Here is a 19,505-nt window from a genome sequence, read left to right as displayed (position 1 = left end):
CCCGCAACCAAAATTGCGGAACGGCCTAATTCGTCCCCAGATGTTCGGACCCGCGCTGACGTGCCAGAAGGATCTGTTTCTGACGTTCACGGAACCGGGCTTTGTCAGCCTCAGATGTCTCACTGATACACTGATGGCAGGACACGCCATGCTCGTATTCCGGCCGTTTCATATCCTCGGGCAGAATCGGACGGCGGCAGCCGTGACACAGGTTATGCGGGCCTTCGACCAGCCCATGCCCGACCGAAACGCGGTTGTCGAAGACGAAGCACTCGCCCTGCCAAGTGCTGTCTTCAGCCGGCATCTCTTCGAGGTACCGCAGAATGCCACCCTTCAGATGGTAGACGTCCTCGACGCCCTGCCCCAGCAAATAATTGGTGGATTTCTCGCAGCGGATACCGCCAGTGCAGAACATGGCGACACGCTTGTTGTGGAACCGTTCTTTGTTATCTTCCCACCACGCCGGGAAATCGCGGAAACTGGCCGTTTCAGGGTCTATTGCACCCTCAAACGTGCCAATCGCCACCTCGTAGTCGTTGCGCGTGTCGATTACCACCACATCGTCCGAGCGGATCAGATCGTTCCACTGCTCGGGTTCGACATAATTGCCAACACGGGTGCGCGGGTCGATATCCGGCTGACCCATTGTCACGATCTCTTTCTTCAGGCGGACCTTCATCTTGCCAAACGGCGGATGGTCCGATGTCGCCCCTTTCCAGTCCAGATCGGCGCAGCCGGGCAAGGCGCGGATATGGGCCAGAACGGCGTCGATCCCGGCACGGGGTCCGGCGATGGTGCCGTTGATCCCCTCTTGCGCCAGCAAGAGCGTCCCCTTGACCGATTGCGCGCGACATAGCTCCAGCAGCGGCTCGCGCAGGGCAGCGTGATCGGCGAAACGGGTGAAGTGATAAAGGGCAGCGATCGTATACATGCACGCGATCTAAACCTGCAGTGGCGGAGTCGCAAGGGATCGGATTGACGACCGCCCCCCTGCCCCGTACCGATAAAACAAGCGTAGGAGACCCCGATGACCCATGCCCTGCTTGTAATCGACGTCCAGAACGATTTCTGCCCCGGCGGCGCGCTGGCCGTGCCCGGAGGGGACGAGGTCGTCGACCCGATCAACGCAATGATGCAGGATTTCGACGCCGTGATCCTGACTCAGGATTGGCATCCGGCCGGGCATTCTTCCTTCGCCAGCTCTCATGCCGGCAAAAGCCCCTATGACATGACCGAGATGCCTTACGGCCCCCAAGTGCTGTGGCCGGATCACTGCGTGCAGGGAACCAATGGCGCAGCATTCCATTCCGGCCTGCGCATAGATGGCGATCTGATCATCCGCAAAGGTTTCCGCAGTGCAATCGACAGCTATTCCGCCTTTTTTGAAAACGACCAGACCACACCCACAGGGCTGGAAGGGTACCTGAAGACCCGCGGGATCAGGAAATTGACGCTGGTCGGGCTTGCGACGGATTTTTGCGTCCATTTCTCTGCCGTTGACGCAGCGCGTCTTGGATTTGACGTAACGGTTCGGATGGACGCGTGTCGGGCCATTGATCTGGACGAATCTCTGGCCTCGGCTGAACTGGCTATGCGCGCTGCCGGCGTAACCCTGATCTAGGGCGTTGACCCCGCCGCCGCCAGATATCTGAGAATGGCGATAACAATGACGGCCAGTCCAAGCGCAAGCCCGATACGCCCTTGAATCGAGCGCCTTTTCGGCTTGGACGCGGCAGAGTACTGCGGCATTTGTGTCGAAGGTGAAACTTCGCGGGCCTCTTCCGCAATGGGGCGGGCTGTCTTTACATCATCGAGAAACTGCCAGAGGTCGAATTCTCCGGGAATCTCGCCCCTTACGCCCATGTCCCTGATATTGGCAAACAGCGCGCGCAGGATGCGTTCCCGGTCAGCCGCGTCCCGTGGACGGTAGTACCCGTGTGCAACATTGCTATCGATCGGTTCCAGACCAAACCCGGCATCCTCGAATATCCAGCGAATTTTTGGGGAGGTCTGCCGCAAGGCCTCAACAGCCCGGTCATCGCGGAACAAAGCACGTACCGTCCTGTCCCCGGACGTCGCAGATTTCGGATCGGTTTCACCGGCCTCAATCGTTACAATATCAAAGTCGTACTCGAGAACCATTCACTGACTTAACCTTGTTCTTCCAACTCCTTCTTTCCACTAAACGGTGAAAAGATCACACAATATGCTCGCTTTATGGCCTCACCTTGGCATTGTCTTCATTCTAGCGACTCTTGCCATTCCACGCACCTATTGATCTAACAACGGAAATCGCAGGAGTTCCCCATGGTCGATATTGCGACACGCGTGTACAATCATAAATGGAAGATTGACCCGATTGTCCGGTCTTTGATCGACACAGACTTCTACAAACTGCTGATGTGCCAGTCAGTGTTTCGAAATAAGCCCCAAACGGACGTGGTTTTTTCACTGATCAACCGTTCGAATCACATTCCACTGGCTGATTTGATTGACGAAGGCGAGCTGCGCGAACATCTGGATCATATACGATCGCTCAGCCTCAGCCGGGGTGAAAGCACCTGGCTGCGGGGCAATATGTTCTATGGCAAACGGCAAATGTTCCGTTCGGATTTCATGGAGTGGTTCGAAAACCTGCGACTGCCGCCCTATCACCTAGAACGCAACGGCGATCAATACGAACTGACTTTCGAAGGCAAATGGCACGAGGTCATGCTGTGGGAAATCCCGGCGCTGGCCGTGTTGATGGAACTGCGCTCGCGGGCGGTTCTGAATGGCATGCGCCGGTTCGAATTACAGGTTCTTTATGCCCGTGCCATGACCCGCGTTTGGGAAAAGATAGAGCAACTGCGCGACATAGACGGGCTTGGTATCGCGGATTTCGGCACGCGGCGGCGGCATTCCTTTTTGTGGCAGGACTGGTGCGTACAGGCCATGATCGAGGGGTTGGGCCCGGCGTTTACCGGCACCTCGAACTGCCTGATCGCCATGCGGCGCGAGGTCGAAGCCATCGGCACCAACGCCCATGAATTGCCCATGGTCTATTCTGCGCTGGCCGATACGGATGAGGATCTGGCACAGGCCCCTTATGACGTGCTGAGCGACTGGCACGATGAACATGACGGCAATCTGCGCATCATCCTTCCCGATACATACGGCACGCAGGGGTTTCTGGACAACGCCCCGGATTGGCTGGCCGGGTGGACGGGTATTCGCGTCGACAGCGGCGACCCGGCGACCGGGGCTGAAACGGCCATCAAATGGTGGGAGTCGCGTGGCGAGGACCCGACCGAGAAACGCGTAATCTTCTCGGACGGCTTGGATGTCGACAAAATCCGTGAGCTTCACAGCCAGTATTCTGACCGGACCAATGTGTCCTTCGGCTGGGGAACGCTGTTGACCAATGATTTTCGCGGTCTTGTCCCGAATGACGCGCTGGCGCCGTTCTCGCTGGTCTGCAAGGCGGTATCGGCCAATGGCCGCCCAACCGTGAAACTGTCGGACAACCCGGAAAAGGCGATGGGACCAAAGGACGAGATCGAGCGCTACAAACGTGTCTTTGGCGTCGGCGCGCAAGAGGCGATCAAGGTGATTGTGTAGGCTCTAACCATGGTGGGCTGCGACAGTTTTCACCTGTGAAAACCCATACAGCGCCTCGAATCCCTTTTCGCGACCATGACCGGATTTTCCAACCCCTCCAAAGGGCAGTTCCACGCCACCGCCCGCGCCGTAATTGTTGATGAACACCTGACCGGAGCGCAACCGTTTCGCCAGTCGCATCTGCCGGGCCCCATCGCGAGTCCAGATGCTGGCGACCAGACCATACTCGGTGTCATTGGCGATCTGTACCGCCTCATCCTCGGTGTCGAAGGGGATCAGAACCTGAACCGGTCCGAAAATCTCGTCTTTTGCTAGAACGTGATCGGGCGAGACGTCGGCGAACAGGGTCGGCTGAACATAGGCGCCGTCAGCCGGTGCGTGATCGACGATGCGCCCTTGCCCCGCGATATTGAGATCGGCACCTTTCGCAAGAAACCCGGACACAATATCCTTTTGTCGGGCCGAAATCAGGGGTCCAACCAGCAAATCCTCTTGCGCGGGACCAACCGTAAGGTCGGCATAGGCCGCTGCCATCCGCGTTTTGACCTGCTCATATACACCGCGCTGCACCAGAATGCGGGATGAGGCCGAACAGGTCTGACCGGCGTTCTGAATGCCTGCATTCACCAGAAACGGCAGGGCGGCGTCCAGATCGGCATCATCAAAAACCAGTTGCGGAGACTTTCCGCCCAGTTCCAGCGTCACCGGCACCACATTGCGCCCAGCCGCCTGCTGCACCAGCGCGCCTGTGGCGACCGACCCGGTGAACGAGATATGGTTCACGCCCGGATGCCCGGACAGGGCGGCCCCGGCCTCGGCCCCCAGCCCAGTCACAACGTTCAGCGCCCCGGCCGGCAAACCAGCCTGTTGTGCCAGATGGGCAAAGGCGAGCGCGGTCAGACAGGCCTCTTCCGCCGGTTTCAGCACGCAGGCATTGCCCATCGCCAGCGCCGCACCAACCGACCGGCCGATGATCTGCATCGGGTAATTCCACGGCACGATATGGCCCGTTACGCCATGCGGTTCGCGCAGGGTATAGACAGTGTAGCCGTCCAGATAGGGAATGGTCTCTCCCATCACCTTGTCCGCCGCACCGCCGTAAAACTCGCAGTACCGCGCCAGCGCGACGGCATCCGCCCGCGCCTGCGTCAGCGGTTTACCCACATCCATCGCCTCGAGCCGCGCCAGATCATCCACGCGTTCCAGCACCAACTGACCCAGCCGAGTCAGGATACGACCGCGTTCCAGCGCGGTCTTGCGCCCCCAGTCCCCGTCCAACGCGGACCGGGCCGCCTGTACTGCGGCGTCGATATCCCCTGCTGTTCCGCGCGCAATCACGCATATTTCCGACCCGTCCGAGGGGTCAATCAGCGGCAATGTCGCCTGTGACACTGGGCTGACCCATGCGCCACCGATCAGACACAAACTTGAATCGAACCAAAGAGGGTTGGACATGTGAGCCTCCGTTTAGTCTCTAATTAGGGTGATTCATGCTACATTCTCACCGATATCCGGCAGGGTCGGGGCCGCTTCGATCAGGGTTCGGGTATAGGGGTGCCGCGGCTCGGAAAAGACCTGCTCGGTTGCGCCCTGCTCGACGATTTGACCGGCCTGCATCACCATCACCCTGTCGGTGATCGTGCGCACAACGCTCAGATCGTGGCTGATGAACAGATAGGTCAAATCATAGGCGGCGCAAAGCTCGGCCAACAGGTCCAGAATCTGCGCCCGGACCGACACATCAAGCGCCGAGACGGCCTCATCGAACAAGATCAGTTCCGGGCGAATGATCAGGGCACGGGCAATGGCGATCCGCTGTCGCTGCCCACCCGAGAATTCGTGGATGTATTTACCCGCATCATCGGGGCTCAGGCCAACGGCACTCAGCATCTCGGCAATCCGGTCCTGACGGCCCGACCCGGTGGGTGGGGTTTCCAGCAGGTGGAACGGTTCGGTGATCAGGCGCGCAACCCGGTGGCGGGGATTGAAGCTGCCATAGGGATCCTGAAACACCACCTGCATTTTGCGGCGCACGGCCAGATCGGGCGAGTGCCCCGAGAAAACAGGTTGGCCGTCCAGACGGATATCGCCCCCCTGCACATCCTCAAGCCCCAAAATAGCCCTAGTTAGGGTCGATTTTCCGCAACCGGACTCACCCACCAATCCCAGTCGTTCACCCCGATTGAGGGTAAAACTGACATTGTTCACGGCGCGATAATGACCTGGTGCCTCAAACAGGCGTTTTCGGGGCTGGCGGTAATCGCGGACCACATTGGTCACCTCAAGCAACGGATGCGGTTTCACGGAGGCGGGCAACGTCACCTGATGGCCCGACGCTTCGAACAGCATACGCGTATAGGGGTGCTGCATGTTTCGCAGCAGATGGTTGGTTGCACCACTCTCAACCACTTCGCCATGGCGCATCACCACGATCTGGTCGGCCATGTCCGCCACCACTGCCAGATCATGGGTGATCATCAGCAGCCCCATGCCAAATTCACGGACAAGCCCCTTGAGCAGGTCAAGAATCTGCGCCTGCGTGGTGACGTCCAACGCCGTTGTCGGCTCATCCGCGATTAGTAATTTGGGCCGCAGCGCGATGGCCATAGCGATCACCACCCGCTGACGCTGACCGCCGGACAGCTCATGCGGAAAGCGCGACAGCGGAAAGCGGTCGGCGGGCAGACCAACGCGTCTCAGTACCTCTTGCGCGCGTTCCCGGGCTTGCGCGCGTGGCATGGCCTTGTGGACCAGGATCGTCTCCATCACCTGATCGCCTACGGTTTTGACAGGGTTTAGAGCGGTCATTGGCTCCTGAAACACCATACCAATCGACGCGCCGCGCAGGGCACACATTTCATCCTCGGGGCGGTTCAGAAGGTCCTGCCCCTCCAACCGGATTGTGCCTTCAGCCACGGCCCCGTGCGGCAGCAACTGCATAACGGCCAGCGCGGTCATCGACTTACCTGATCCGCTTTCGCCCGTTACGGCCACAATCTCACCGGGCTCAATGGACAGGCTGATCTGTTTCAGGATGTCCGAACCGTGGATTGACAGCGAGAGGTCGTCGATTTGCAACAGGTTCATGCGCGCGCCACCCGGATTCGAGGATCCAGCCAATCGCGCAGCCCGTCGCCCAGCAGGTTCAGCCCCAACACCGTGACGATGATCGCCAACCCCGGAATCAGAGCCAAATGCGGGGCAAAACTGACCATTGTCTGCGCATCCGCCAACATCCGGCCCCAGCTAGGCGTGGGTGGCTGTGCGCCTAGACCAACGTAAGACAAACCAGCCTCGGCCAGAATGCCCAGGCTGAACTGAATGGTCCCCTGCACAATCAGTAAATTGGCGACATTGGGCAGGATGTGCTCGGCCGAGATCCGCGCCGCACCCTTACCCGAGACACGGGCGGCGAGGATGAATTCCCGCTCCCACAAAGACAGCGCCGCGCCGCGGGTGATGCGGGCGAAGACGGGGATGTTGAAGATACCGATGGCGATGATCGCGTTGATGGCCCCGGCGCCGAAAACGGCGGTGATCAGGATGGCGATGACAAGCGAGGGGAAGGCAAATACCAGATCGTTGCCGCGCATTATGACTTCGTCCAGCCACGAGCCCTTGCGCGCCGCCGCCGTCAGGCCCAGCGGTACACCCAGCGCCATGCCAATGCCCACAGCCACCAGCGCCACGGCTATGGACGTCCGCGCGCCCACCATGATCATCGAGAACATGTCCCGTCCGAAATGATCCGTGCCAAACCAATGTTGCGTGTTGGGTGATTGCAGTTTGTCCGGGATGTTCAACGCAGCGTAATCGTAGGGCGTCCAGACGAATGAGATCAGCGCTGCCAAAAGAACCAGCGAAGACAAAACCGCGCCAAGGATCAGGTTCCGGCTCATGTCCGGCTCCTCAGCCTTGGGTCAACGGCGGCGTAGGCCAGATCAACGAGGAAATTCACGGTGATCACCGCGAAGACCAACAGCATGACCACCGACTCAACCACGATCAGATCACGGGCCGATATAGCCTGGAACACCAGCCGCCCGAGGCCAGGCAGGTAGAAGACCTGTTCGATGATGATCGACCCGGCCAGCAGGAAGGAAAACTGCAGCCCAATGATGGTCAGCACCGGGATAAGCGCGTTGCGCACCCCGTGCCGCCACAGCGCCTGACGGCGCGACAGCCCCTTGGCGCGGGCAGTGCGCATGAAATCCTCGCCCAGAATATCCAGCAGAGACGACCGCATGACCCGCGCCAGTATGGCCGCCTGCGGCAAGGCCAGCGCAATTGCGGGAAGGGTCAGCGAATGCAGTCCGGTCCAGAACCCTTTGTCCCAACCCGCAAACCCGCCGGCGTTGAACCAGCGCAGATTGATGGCGAAAACCAGCACCAGCATCATGGCGAACCAGAAATTGGGCACCGCGATGCCCAGTTGTGTGGCCCCCATCACCGTCAGGTCACCCGCCTTGCCTCTGCGCGCAGCCGCATAAATCCCGGCGGGAAAGGCGATCAGGGTGGACAGGGTCAGCGCATATAGCGCCAATGGCAGCGACACCCATAGCCGGTCCGAGATCATCTGCGACACCGGCGTGCGATAGGTGTAAGAGGTGCCGAAATCCCCGGCCAGCATACCCCCGACCCAGTCGAAGTACCGCTGCACTTTGGAGACGTCCAAACCAAGCTCGGCCCGTAGCGCAGCCAGCGTATCCTCTTGCGCATTCACGCCCAGCATGAACGATGCAGGATCACCCGGTGCAACTTCGATCACCGCAAAGATGACCGCCGAGGCGACCGCGAGGCTGACCAAAAGTGAAATCAGGCGTTTTAGAGCATAGCGAAGCATTGCGGCAACGTTAGGGGCGCATGTCGCACGGGTCCAGCACCTAAGGCACCAGAAGGTAGGCAAATATCGCGTAGCCAACGATTGCCGCATAGCCCAGAGGGTAGATCCACTTGATCGCATAATTGTCCAGTTTTCTGGCACCTTCCTCTCGCCCCGCAACTTTCAGTTTGCGCAGGGCGACGTTGAACACGATCAGAGCCCCGGTCATCAGGAACATGCACTGAAGAACGAAATCCAGAAACGTCAAATAACCCAGTTTCGGCAAGTCTGCGGATATGGCCCAGTTGAAAGCCACGAAAACCAGTAGATTGCCACCAGCAATCTCAATCCGTCTGCGGTATTCATCGAGGAAAAACAGCGCCCAGCCAACGGTGATCAGAACCAGCATCGGCAGGAACACCCGAATGACATAGTAAGTCAGGTGCCGGTTGCCTTCAAAAATCAGCGCAACCTGATCGCTTTCCCGGCCGGATATTCCGATGACCTTAGAAGCCTCTACCCGCGCATTGTCCAAAATCCATTCTTCTTCGCCCAGCAGGTCGCCGAGGCCAGAGAATTCCTCTAACGGATAGTAGGACACGTATTCGGTCGGAAAGATCGACGCGACGTCAAAATGGAATTCCTGCGTATCGAACGGGTATTTCCGAAAATCGAAATGCGGCGCCTGTAATGTCAGCGAAGATTTCTCGACATAGACGACGCTTCCGTCTTGTCGAAGAGAGGCTGCGGATTCGTGTATCCACTTGTTGGACTGCTGGTTGTGAATGACAAAAGCCGGCACCACAGCCCCGACTTCAGCCGCATGGTCCGCCAGTGCCGGAGGGTTGAAGACCCGGATCTCGCGCCCCAGTTCCTTGGCGTCAAAGGCCAGCAACGGGTCGGTCCATTCAACGCGCAACACAACAACAGCACCATAGTTCTCAGCCTTCTGATCGACGCTGGTGATCTGGTCGATCTTGATACCGATACCCACGTCCAGAGGGTTCTCTGGCGTACCGGCCAAGGCATGCATCCGTCCGTCTAGAACGTTCTGCGCCACAGCCTTTCCGGCAGGTGCTGACGTCAGGCAGATGGCGAATACAAAAAGGCAAAGAACGCGGAACAAGGTCATAGTCAATCAAGAACGGAAACAGAAGATTGCCGGGGCCACGATCCGCAGCCCCGGTGTCTGGTTATTCGGACCAGTTGATCTGGGTCAGGTCGATTGCCGCTGTCGGCGCATTTTCCCAAAGGCCCTGGACACCGGCCTTTGCGACGCCCAGTTTGGCCAACTGAAACAGGTAGCCATTGACAAAGTCGGTGGCGATCAACCGCTGCATTTCACCCAATAGTTTGGTGCGTTCCTCGGGGTCGGTGGTTGCGTTCAGCGTGTCCATCAGTGTCTGGGCGTCAAGACTGTCATACTGGAAATAGTAATCCGGTCGCGCGTAGATACCGATATCCATCGGTTCGGTATGGCTGACAATGGTCAGGCCGTAATCCTTGCCTTTGAAGACCGATTCCAGCCATTGCGCCCATTCGACGTTGATGATCTCGGCCTTGATTCCGACCTCGGCCAGTTGGGCGGCCACGATCTCACCTCCACGTCGGGCATAGGACGGCGGCGGCAGATGCAGGGTAGTTTCGAACCCTTCCTCATAACCGGCATCCGCCAGCAGTTTGGCGGCCTTCTTCGGGTCATAGGCCGAATTGCCGGTCAGATCGACATAGGCCGGGTTATGCGGCGCGAAATGGGTGCCGATGGGCGTGCCATATCCGAACATCGCCCCGTCGATAATGGCCTGACGGTCTATGGCATGGGCCATGGCCTCTCGAACCTGAATATCGTCGAACGGAGGCTTCTTGTTGTTGGTGGACAGTATGGTCTCGCCTTCGGTCGTGCCGACAAGCACCTGAAAGCGCGGATCGGCCTCGAACTGAGGCAGGTTTTCCGGCGCCGGGAAATTGTCGAATACGTCCACATCTTCGGCCATCATCGCGGCAAAGGCGGCGGTCGGGTCCGAGATGAACTTGAACGTGGCCGTTTCCAGCGCGGGCTGGTCGCCCCAATAGTCAGGATTTCTGTTCAGGGTGATGCTGTCCCCCTGCACCCATTCACCAAAGGTAAAGGCACCGGTGCCGACAGGATTGGTCTTGATATTCTCAATGCTCTCGGGCGCGACGATCACCGCGTCACCCCACGCCATGTTGAACAGGAAATTGCCGTTGGGCTCGGACAGGGTGACCTTGACGGTCAGGGGATCGACAACCTCGACGCTTGCGATTCCGGCAAACAAAGCTTTCTGAGCATTGGCACTGTCCGGGGCCATGGCGCGATCAAGACTGAACTTGACGTCCTCAGCATCCATTGGTGTGCCATCATGGAAGGTCACGCCATCGCGCAGTTTGAAGGTGTAGACCGTGCCGTCTTCCGAGATTTCCCAGCTTTCGGCCAGCCCGGGAACAACTGATCCATCCCCCATGAAACGGGTCAGACCTTCAAATATATTGGTGTATACCACCGAATCGATGGCCTGCGCTGCCGCGCTGGTCGGGTCCAGATGCGGCGGCTCGAGCTGCATCGCAATTGTGATATCGGATTTGGCCAGAGCCTGCGTGGCAAAGACGCTGACCCCCAGCGCCAGCGCCGATGCAAAGGACCGAAACATCTGCTTTGTCATAAAAATCTCTCCCCGGTGAATCTTTTGAACCCGCTGTTTTTCAGGCGTTTCTGTGAACAATGTCCCTTTAAACCTCGGGTCAATCAAGGGAATGTTCGCGCAACCGGGGTTTCTATAACCTTACGCAATCTGCTATGCCGCACTGCAACATAGCCACCGCAGGAGCGAGCATGAGCGCCACCGCCCGCAAAAAAGCCCCGAACGCCGAGGATATTCGCGCCCGAAAAGGGGGTGAGCCTCTGGTCAGCCTGACGGCCTATACCACCCCAATGGCACGGCTGATGGACGACCATTGCGATTTCGTTCTGGTGGGCGACAGCGTGGGTATGGTGTTGCATGGGCTGGAATCGACCCTTGGGGTGACAATGGAGATGATGATCCTGCACGGCCAGGCCGTCGCGCGCGGTCTGAGCAAGGCAATGATGGTCATCGACATGCCCTTTGCCAGCTATGAGCACGACCCTGCAGAAGCTTTCCGCAACGCTGCCCGACTGATGGCGGACACCGGCGCGGGTGCGGTCAAACTGGAAGGCGGTGTCGAAATGGCCGAGACCATCCGTTTTCTGGTCAAACGTGGCATTCCCGTGATGGCACATATCGGCCTGACGCCGCAGTCGATCAACACGCTGGGCGGCTACAAGGTGCAGGGCCGCGATGAGCAGGCCACAGCGGTGCTGGCCGACGCCCATGCCGTGTCCGAAGCTGGTGCGTTTTCCGTCGTGTTAGAGAAGGTTCCGCAGGTTCTGGCCGACCGCATCACCACCGAGGTTGCGATCCCCACCATCGGCATTGGTGCCTCGGCCGGGTGTGACGGGCAGATTCTGGTGGTGGATGACATGGTGGGCTTTTTCACCGCCTTCAAACCGAAATTCGTCAAACGCTATGCCGAGCTTGGCCCACAGGCCGAGGCCGCCATCGCCGAATATGCTGCCGAGGTTCGCGCCCGCACCTTCCCCGCGGATGAACACGTCTTTTCCGATCAGGCCCCGTCCAAAGGATCCAAAACATGACCGCCCCGATCTTGCGCCGCCTGAGTGAATTGCGCGCGCTGACCGCCGAATGGCGCAGCAAAGGCGAGACGATCGGCGTTGTCCCGACAATGGGCGCGCTGCATAGAGGGCATCTGTCGCTGGTCGAGGCCGCCAAGGCGGACACCGACCGGGTAATTGTGACGATCTTTGTAAACCCCAAACAGTTCAACAACCCCGAAGATCTTGCCAAATATCCCCGCACTGAAAACGAGGACGCTCAGAAACTGGCCCCCTTCGGCGTCGACGCGATCTACGTGCCCGAGCCCGACGAGATCTATCCGCAAGGCTTTGCCACCACCGTTTCAGTCGCGGGCCTGACCAATGTGATGGAGGGTGAGTTCCGCCCCGGCCATTTCGATGGCGTCGCCACGGTGGTCGCAAAACTGTTTCTGCAAACGCAGGCGGATCGGGCCTATTTCGGGGAAAAGGACTATCAGCAGCTGATGATCGTCCGCCGCATGGCGCGTGACCTGGACATTCCGATTGAGGTGATCGGCTGCCCCACGGTGCGCGAGCCCTCGGGCCTGGCCATGTCCTCGCGCAATCTGCTCCTGTCGCCCGAAGGGCTGGAAGTTGCCGCGAACAAAAACCGGATCATGCGGGAACTGGTCGAGGCGTTGAAAGACGGCGCGCAGTTCGATCCGCTGGCGGCACAAGCCGAGACCGATCTGCTGGCTGCAGGTTTCACACAGGTTGAATACGTGCAACTGCGCTGCGCCGAAACGCTGGAGCCGCTGACCCACGCCTCACGCCCCGCACGGCTGTTTGCGGCGACCTGGGTGGACGGCGTGCGCCTGATCGACAACATTCCCGTCTGAACGCTCTTTCCCGTTTGTCATTGTTTGCGCTAAAGTCCTGCAAAACCAATCGGGAAGGGCGCAGGCATGACCTATATTCTGGCCATTGATCAGGGCACCACATCGTCGCGGGCTATTTTGTTCGATGAGGACATGCAGCGCGCAGGTACCGCGCAGCATGAATTCACCCAGCACTTCCCGCAGGAAGGGTGGGTCGAGCACGACGCCGAGGAGATCTGGGACAGCGTCCTGCGAGTCTGCCGCGAGGTGATGGAAACCACCGGCGTAAGCGCGGATCAGATCGCGGGCATCGGCATCACCAACCAGCGCGAAACCACCGTGGTCTGGGACCGCACAACCGGCAAGCCGATCCACAACGCCATCGTCTGGCAGGACCGTCGCACCGCCGAGATTTGTGCCCGCTACAAACAGGCGGGGTGCGAGGATGACGTGACCACCCAGACCGGGCTGCTGCTGGACCCCTATTTCTCAGGCACCAAGGTCAAGTGGCTGCTTGACACCGTCCCGGGCGCACGGGAACGGGCCGAGGTCGGAGAGCTGATGTTCGGCACCATCGACTGCTTTCTGATCTGGCGTCTTACTGAGGGGCGCAGCCATGCCACCGACGCCACCAACGCCGCGCGTACGCTACTGTTCAACATCCACAAAGGCGAGTGGAGCGCGGAGATCTGCGATCTGCTGGACGTGCCCCTGAACATGCTGCCCGAGGTGCATGATTGTGCCTCGGACTTCGGAAATACGACTCTATTTGGGGGTGATATCCCGATTCTGGGCGTGGCCGGAGATCAGCAGGCCGCCACCATCGGGCAGGCCTGCTTCCAACCCGGCATGATGAAATCAACCTATGGCACCGGCTGTTTCGCGCTTCTGAACACTGGCGACAAACCGGTTGAGTCGAAGAACCGCCTGCTGACGACGATTGCCTATCAGCTGGACGGCAAGCGGATTTACGCGCTGGAAGGCTCGATATTTGTGGCCGGGGCCGCCGTACAATGGCTGCGGGATGCGCTGGAGATCATCGACTCGGCCCCCGAGAGTGGTGAGCTGGCGCAGCAGGCCGACCCGACACAGCACGTGGTGCTGGTGCCTGCCTTTACAGGCCTCGGCGCGCCCTATTGGAAACCGGACTGTCGGGGCGCGGTGTTCGGTCTGACGCGGAACTCGGGCCGCGCCGAGTTTGCCAGGGCCACGCTAGAAAGCATCGCTTATCAGACGCGCGACCTGTGGCACGCCATGCAGGGCGATTGGGGCGCGGATATCAATGTCACTCTACGGGTGGACGGCGGCGCCAGCGCCTCGGACTGGGCGATGCAGGGGTTGTCGGACTATCTGGGGGCCGAGGTCGACCGCCCGGTGATGCAGGAAACCACTGCTTTGGGCGCGGCCTGGCTGGCGGGCATGCGGGCGGGCGTTTACCCGGACCAACAGGGATTTGCAGAAACCTGGGCGCTGGACCGCCGCTTTGAACCCGAACTGTCCGTGGAAAAGCGCGATGCAGCCTATGCCCGCTGGCAACGGGCCGTTTCCGCAGCGATGGCATTCTGAACCTATTGAAGGATCAGCTGTGATCCTTCATCAGCCGCTGTTTCTGACGTGACCAGTCCCGCTTGGCCTGGGTTTCGCGCTTGTCATGGGTTTTCTTACCCTTGGCAATGCCGATTTTGATCTTGGCCATGCCTTTGTGGTTGAAATACAGAACCAGCGGCACCAGTGTCATGCCTTTGCGCTGGGTCGCGTTCCACAGGTTCGACAGTTCCTTGCGCGAGACCAGCAACTTGCGACGGCGGCGTTCTTCGTGCTTGAACACCTTGGCCTGCTCGTAAGGCGCGATATAGCTGTTGACCAACCACAGCTCTCCGTCATCGACCGAAGCGTAACTGTCTGCGATGTTCGAGCCACCTGCGCGCAGGGATTTGACCTCGGACCCTTCCAGCATGATGCCGCACTCGAGATCGTCCTCGATTGCGTAATCGAAGCGCGCGCGCCGGTTTTCGGCGATGACTTTGTAATTCGGGTCTGTCTTTTGCTTGGCCATGACGCGTTGATTTAGGCGTCTTGTGCGGTCCTTGCAAGCCGAAGCGGTCAGGACTTGGCCGAGATGATCAGATCAGGACCGAAAATCGTGTCTGCATGGTTGTGCAGATATATCTTGAGCCATGGTGTAAACCGGGTGGGGTGCCGCTGTACTTCGGCCAGCAGATCATGGTAGTCAATCCAGCGAATATCCATAACTTCATCCGGATTAGGATCGATCTTCAGCGGTCCGCGGGCATGAGCCAGAAACACATCGACCACTTCGTGTTCGATCATGTTGTTGCCGACATCGGCATGATACTCCAGCCGGTGGCGGTATTCGGGATAGAGGCCGGTGATTCCCAGTTCTTCCCGCAGACGGCGCACCGCGCATTCAGAAGGTGTTTCGCCCCAGTCCGGATGGGTGCAGCAGGTATTCGCCCACAAACCCGGCGTGTGGTATTTGCCCAAGGCCCGGCGCTGCAGCAAAATCTCGGTTCCACGTACGACAAAAACCGACACCGCCTTGTGCCGCAGGCCTTTTTCATGCGCCTCAAGCTTGTCCACGGGGGTCAATTCGCCATCAACCCAGGCCGGGATCATGATTCCCATCTGTTGTCTCCTGCTGCCGATCCGCCGGTCCGGCGGAATAAAAGGAACTGGCTGCGGCCGGATCGGCTTGGCGTTGCGAAATCACACTTGCAAAGCATGATGAACCGCGCACCCCCAAGTTGGCGCTGATCCATCCTGTTATCAATCGCACGAAAGGCCGCAGGGGCTGCGGCCTTTCGTAGTCTTACAGATTGTCCGGTTTCAGGCGTTATTCGCCCGACACGCTGACGATATAGGCATAGACGTCTTCGCCGCCCTTCTTCAGCTTGAAGGTCATCTTGGACTTGGCGGCGGTGTCATCCAGATAGGTTTTCAGGAAGGTCTTGGGATCCTGAGCGTACTCGACAAAAGCCGCCTCATCCCAGACCAGACCATTTTCACCAGCGGCGACGATGCTGTCGCCATACTTGAACCCGTCGACAGTGCCCGCGGTGCGACCTGCGATGCCATAGAGGTTCGGACCGGTCTTGCCACCTTTGACGATTGCCTCGCCGTCAGGGCCGGCGATCTGGTGACAGGACTTGCATTTGTTAAAGGTTTTCTTGCCGGCTTCGGCGTCACCTTCGGCATATACGGGTACGGCTAGAAGGCCGACGATTGCGGTAGCGAGGATGCGATTCATAGCTTTTAGCTCCGATACGAATTGGCTGCACCGAAAGGAACCTCGGTGCGGAAAAGAGTCAACGCGCAGATTGCCGCGCGATGCCACTGTGCCACTGCGACATATGGGTCGTCCTTAACTTAAGTCATGTAGCTTTGACCAACATGGCAAAAGGTCGCCTGCCGCAGGCGTCGCCAGATATATCGCCCGCGCAATGGCCCGCGCAAGGCACAGCGACGCCGCGTGCCCCAACAGGCTCAGCTCTGCCTCTTGTGGCAGTGGCGTCGCGCCAGTGCTGACACCAAACACCAGATCGCCGTCGCCCGGCGTGTGGGCCGGCAGGACGGCACGGGCAATGCCATCATGCGCGGCCACGGCCAGCCGCTGGCATTGCGGTTTGGACAGCGCAGCGTCAGTGGCGACAATGGCGATGGTGGTGTTGGTCTTGCCCGGTTCGGCAGGCCGCATGGCCTGCGCCTTGCGACTGACCGGAGGGTGACCCAGACCGGCGCGGGAATCAGGCCCTAACCCGCCAAATTCGTCGCCAATCTCGAAAGGCGCGGCCCAGAAATGACGGTCTCCGGGTGTGGTGACGCTGCCAAGCGGATTGGCCGCTACCAGTGCGCCGACCGTGACGCCATTGTCGAGCACCAGCGAGGCCGACCCCAGCCCGCCCTTGTGCATCGCCGCCAAAGCCCCGGTACCAGCGCCAGCTGTGCCCAGCGCAAAATCCTCAGAGGCCGTTTCAAATGCAGCCTGCCCAAAGGCCCGGTAGGGATTATCCGTCCAGCCTTTGTCACCACCGTTCAACAGGTCAAACAGGATCGCACCGGGAACAATAGGCACCACGGTATCGCCCACCGGATACCCCCGCCCCCGAAAACGCAGCGCATCCGATACGCCGGAACACGCATCCAGGCCAAAGGCCGACCCGCCCGACAGCACAATGGCGTCAACCTGCGTGACGGTTTTGTCCGGGGCCAGCAGATCGGTTTCCCGCGTACCCGGTGCGCCGCCCATCACATGGACCGAGGCGGTAAAAGCCTCATCCGCTGTCAGAACGGTGGTACCGGATTTCAGCGCTGCGTCCTGCGCGTTTCCGACCTTCAGGCCGGGCACGTCGGTGATCAGATTTCTGGGTCCGGGCGTCATACTTGCTCCTCAGATGCAGCGGCCGCCATCAACTTCGAGGGCCGTGCCGGTGATCATGCTCGCCTCATCGGAACACAGGAAACAGGCGGCGTTGGCCATGTCCTCGGGCGTGGAAAAACGGCCCAGCGGGATGGTCGACAGGAATTTGGCACGAATCTCCGGCGTATCTTCCCCCATAAAGGATTTCAGCAATGGCGTTTCCCCCGCCACCGGACAGATCGCATTCACGCGCACGCCAGACGGCGCGAGTTCCACCGCCATCGTCTTGGTCGCGGTGATCATCCAGCCCTTTGAGGCATTGTACCAGTTCAGGTTCGGGCGCGGGGACAGCCCGGCCGTCGAGGCCACATTCAGGATCGCCCCCGCACCACGCGCTTTCATGGCGGGCACAAAGGCGCGGGCGGTCAGGTAGACGGACTTCATGTTCACGTTGAAAACCCGGTCGAAATCCTCCTCGGTGACATCCTCCAGCGGTGTCGGCAGATGCGTCACCCCGGCATTGTTCACCAGAATGTCCAGCTGCCCGAACCGGTCATTTGCCGCCTCTGCCATTGTCTGAACCGATGCTCCATCGGCGACATCAACCTGCTGGGCAATGGCTTGGGCACCCAGAGACGCAGCCGTCTCAAGCGCGGCATCCCCATTGATGTCGGCGACCATCACCCGAGCGCCTTCGGTTATGAATTTCTGCGCGATGCCTGCTCCGAACCCAGAAGCACCACCAGTCACAATCGCGGTTTTTCCCTCCAACCTCATGGCTTTGCCTCTCTGTCGCCTGTGGGTGGCAGAGTAGCAACGACTCACGAAGTTACCAGTTCAATCTTCGGAAACCTTGCCGCGCAATGCTTTCACATCAGACCGCGCCTTTTTCGCCGCCAACCGCCGCTTGACCGAGCCATAGGTGGGCTTGGTGCCAATGCGTCGCTTGGGTTTGACAAGCGCGCGGGCGATCAGTTCGGCCAAACGGTACCGCGCAATCTCGCGGTTGCGGGCCTGCGACCGGGTCTCTTCACACTGAATGATGATCGCGCCCTCTTTGGTCCAGCGCCGCCCGGCCAGCCGTTTGAGCCGTGTCTTGACCGGTTCCGGCAGAGAGGGTGAGCGCGCTGCCTCGAACCGCAACTCGACGGCGGTCGAGACCTTGTTGACGTTCTGCCCGCCAGGACCGGACGAGCGGACAAAGCTCTCGGTCATTTCCCAGTCCTGCAGAGTGATATCGTCATTGATGCGCAACATGAGCAAACCTTACAGGCCGGTTGCAGAAACAAAAAGGGCCGCCCCGGCGGGACGGCCCTTCGAAAGTTCAGGAGGTCGGGTCGGTTAGATCAATCGACCAGCCGGAGCGAGCGCTCCGCCAAGGGCTGCCTCAGCAGGTTTTCCCCCCGGTTGTTCCGACACCTCTCTCCAATCTCTTTCTCGACACTGGATCACCTCCTTTTCTATCTGTTGCGGTTAACTATGAGCCTGACACAAGTTGTGCCATTCTCAAAGCGTTTTTTTACGCAGGCTGAGCGGTCAACCGCGCAACGATCACCTTGAACGGGATCAGCGCGATTAGCGCCAGCGACAATTTCACCAGCCAATCCGCAAACGCGAGCGTCACCCAGAGCGGTGCCATTGGACCGGTTAACATGAAGGGCACGGGCTCCCACGCCCAGTTGATCGCCGTGTCGGCATTGGCGCCAAAGAAAGTAACCGAGGCCGAGAAGGCAATGGTGAAAAACAGTGCGGTGTCCAGCGCCGACCCGATCAGCGTCGAGACCAGCGGCGCGCGCCACCAGCGGCCGCCGCGCAGCGAATTAAACACGGTGACATCGGTCAGCTGCGCGATCAGAAAGGCAGTTCCCGAGGCAACGGCGATCCGTAGCGGCACCGCGGCATAGGTGAACCCGTCACCTTGCAGCATGATCTGACTGCCGATCAGCGAACAGATGACACCGGTGACAAACCCGGCAAATACCACCTTGCGGGCCGTGGCCACGCCATAGACGCGGTTCATGATGTCGGTGACCAGAAAGGCCAGCGGATAGGTAAAGGCACCCCAGGTCAGCAGCCCATCAAAAATCAGGAACTGAACCAGAATGTTCGAGGCCACAACGATGGCGGCCATGGCAATAATGCCGGGTATATAAGCGCGTTGCATTTTCTGATGCCCGTTTTGACAAGGTAGCGGCG

The 19,505-nt window shown here is 59.6% G+C and carries 20 protein-coding genes; 5 read left to right on the top strand and 15 right to left on the bottom strand.

What is annotated here, in order from left to right:
- Positions 1-25: 25 nt before the first annotated feature.
- Positions 26-931: an oxygen-dependent tRNA uridine(34) hydroxylase TrhO gene (gene trhO, locus GOX66_RS11480; RefSeq protein ID WP_170762718.1), complete on the bottom strand. Its 906-nt coding sequence runs from the start codon at positions 929-931 to the stop codon at positions 26-28.
- Between the two features lie 96 nt (positions 932-1,027).
- Here trhO and pncA point away from each other — a divergent pair, with 96 nt between their 5' ends.
- Entirely contained in the window at positions 1,028-1,621 is a 594-nt protein-coding gene (pncA, locus tag GOX66_RS11475; RefSeq protein ID WP_170762717.1) for a bifunctional nicotinamidase/pyrazinamidase, read from the top strand.
- Here the strand turns inward: pncA and GOX66_RS11470 are convergent.
- Positions 1,618-2,142: a hypothetical protein gene (locus tag GOX66_RS11470; protein ID WP_170762716.1), complete on the bottom strand. Its 525-nt coding sequence runs from the start codon at positions 2,140-2,142 to the stop codon at positions 1,618-1,620. The genes pncA and GOX66_RS11470 overlap by 4 nt on opposite strands.
- Before the next feature lie 165 nt (positions 2,143-2,307).
- Between GOX66_RS11470 and pncB the strand changes: the two genes are divergently transcribed.
- Positions 2,308-3,600, top strand: coding sequence for a nicotinate phosphoribosyltransferase (gene pncB / locus GOX66_RS11465; RefSeq protein ID WP_170762715.1), 1,293 nt, complete (start codon positions 2,308-2,310; stop codon positions 3,598-3,600).
- A gap of 3 nt (positions 3,601-3,603) precedes the next feature.
- Here the strand turns inward: pncB and GOX66_RS11460 are convergent, their stop codons facing one another.
- The 6 genes from GOX66_RS11460 to GOX66_RS11435 form a co-directional block, all read right to left on the bottom strand.
- The gene (locus tag GOX66_RS11460) at positions 3,604-5,055 is read right to left on the bottom strand and encodes an aldehyde dehydrogenase family protein (RefSeq protein WP_170762714.1); all 1,452 of its coding nucleotides are present in this window, start codon (positions 5,053-5,055) and stop codon (positions 3,604-3,606) included.
- Between the two features lie 33 nt (positions 5,056-5,088).
- Positions 5,089-6,687: an ABC transporter ATP-binding protein gene (locus GOX66_RS11455; protein ID WP_170762713.1), complete on the bottom strand. Its 1,599-nt coding sequence runs from the start codon at positions 6,685-6,687 to the stop codon at positions 5,089-5,091.
- Positions 6,684-7,499 carry an ABC transporter permease gene (locus GOX66_RS11450; protein WP_170762712.1) on the bottom strand — a complete coding sequence of 272 codons (816 nt, stop codon included), beginning with the start codon at positions 7,497-7,499 and terminating at the stop codon, positions 6,684-6,686. The genes GOX66_RS11455 and GOX66_RS11450 overlap by 4 nt, the downstream gene beginning before the upstream one ends.
- The gene (locus GOX66_RS11445; RefSeq protein ID WP_170762710.1) at positions 7,496-8,443 is read right to left on the bottom strand and encodes an ABC transporter permease; all 948 of its coding nucleotides are present in this window, start codon (positions 8,441-8,443) and stop codon (positions 7,496-7,498) included. The genes GOX66_RS11450 and GOX66_RS11445 overlap by 4 nt, the downstream gene beginning before the upstream one ends.
- A gap of 40 nt (positions 8,444-8,483) precedes the next feature.
- Positions 8,484-9,482, bottom strand: coding sequence for a ligand-gated ion channel (locus GOX66_RS11440; protein ID WP_336509466.1), 999 nt, complete (start codon positions 9,480-9,482; stop codon positions 8,484-8,486).
- A gap of 133 nt (positions 9,483-9,615) precedes the next feature.
- Positions 9,616-11,103: an ABC transporter substrate-binding protein gene (locus GOX66_RS11435; RefSeq protein WP_170762706.1), complete on the bottom strand. Its 1,488-nt coding sequence runs from the start codon at positions 11,101-11,103 to the stop codon at positions 9,616-9,618.
- A gap of 170 nt (positions 11,104-11,273) precedes the next feature.
- Between GOX66_RS11435 and panB the strand changes: the two genes are divergently transcribed.
- From panB to glpK, 3 genes are all read left to right on the top strand, one after another.
- Positions 11,274-12,113 carry a 3-methyl-2-oxobutanoate hydroxymethyltransferase gene (panB, locus tag GOX66_RS11430; protein WP_170762704.1) on the top strand — a complete coding sequence of 280 codons (840 nt, stop codon included), beginning with the start codon at positions 11,274-11,276 and terminating at the stop codon, positions 12,111-12,113.
- Positions 12,110-12,952: a pantoate--beta-alanine ligase gene (gene panC, locus GOX66_RS11425; protein WP_170762702.1), complete on the top strand. Its 843-nt coding sequence runs from the start codon at positions 12,110-12,112 to the stop codon at positions 12,950-12,952. The genes panB and panC overlap by 4 nt, the downstream gene beginning before the upstream one ends.
- A gap of 66 nt (positions 12,953-13,018) precedes the next feature.
- Complete coding sequence (gene glpK, locus GOX66_RS11420; protein ID WP_170762699.1) at positions 13,019-14,497, top strand: glycerol kinase GlpK; 1,479 nt, start codon at positions 13,019-13,021, stop codon at positions 14,495-14,497.
- 13 nt (positions 14,498-14,510) lie between these two features.
- On the opposite strand, the gene smpB is transcribed toward glpK, so the two are convergent.
- The 7 genes from smpB to GOX66_RS11385 all read right to left on the bottom strand — a co-directional run bounded on the left by smpB (position 14,511) and on the right by GOX66_RS11385 (position 19,473).
- Positions 14,511-14,987 (bottom strand): SsrA-binding protein SmpB, encoded by a 477-nt coding sequence (gene smpB, locus GOX66_RS11415; protein WP_170762697.1) that lies wholly within the window; start codon positions 14,985-14,987, stop codon positions 14,511-14,513.
- Between the two features lie 47 nt (positions 14,988-15,034).
- Positions 15,035-15,577, bottom strand: a complete 543-nt coding sequence (idi, locus tag GOX66_RS11410; RefSeq protein WP_170762695.1) for an isopentenyl-diphosphate Delta-isomerase — start codon at positions 15,575-15,577, stop codon at positions 15,035-15,037.
- 208 nt (positions 15,578-15,785) lie between these two features.
- Positions 15,786-16,199: a c-type cytochrome gene (locus tag GOX66_RS11405; RefSeq protein WP_170762693.1), complete on the bottom strand. Its 414-nt coding sequence runs from the start codon at positions 16,197-16,199 to the stop codon at positions 15,786-15,788.
- 114 nt (positions 16,200-16,313) lie between these two features.
- Positions 16,314-17,330, bottom strand: coding sequence for a P1 family peptidase (locus GOX66_RS11400; RefSeq protein ID WP_170762692.1), 1,017 nt, complete (start codon positions 17,328-17,330; stop codon positions 16,314-16,316).
- A 9-nt stretch (positions 17,331-17,339) separates the two neighbouring features.
- Positions 17,340-18,086 (bottom strand): SDR family oxidoreductase, encoded by a 747-nt coding sequence (locus tag GOX66_RS11395; RefSeq protein ID WP_170762690.1) that lies wholly within the window; start codon positions 18,084-18,086, stop codon positions 17,340-17,342.
- A gap of 60 nt (positions 18,087-18,146) precedes the next feature.
- Positions 18,147-18,566 (bottom strand): alternative ribosome rescue aminoacyl-tRNA hydrolase ArfB, encoded by a 420-nt coding sequence (arfB, locus tag GOX66_RS11390; protein ID WP_170762688.1) that lies wholly within the window; start codon positions 18,564-18,566, stop codon positions 18,147-18,149.
- A 262-nt stretch (positions 18,567-18,828) separates the two neighbouring features.
- Entirely contained in the window at positions 18,829-19,473 is a 645-nt protein-coding gene (locus GOX66_RS11385; RefSeq protein ID WP_170762686.1) for a queuosine precursor transporter, read from the bottom strand.
- Between the last annotated feature and the right edge of the window lie 32 nt (positions 19,474-19,505).

Origin of the sequence: Ruegeria lacuscaerulensis (genome assembly GCF_013031245.1) — a bacterium.
GTDB classification, from domain to species: Bacteria; Pseudomonadota; Alphaproteobacteria; order Rhodobacterales; family Rhodobacteraceae; genus Ruegeria; species Ruegeria lacuscaerulensis_C.
Note: the sequence above shows the minus strand (reverse complement) of the source record. Positions and strands in the feature narration are given on the sequence as shown.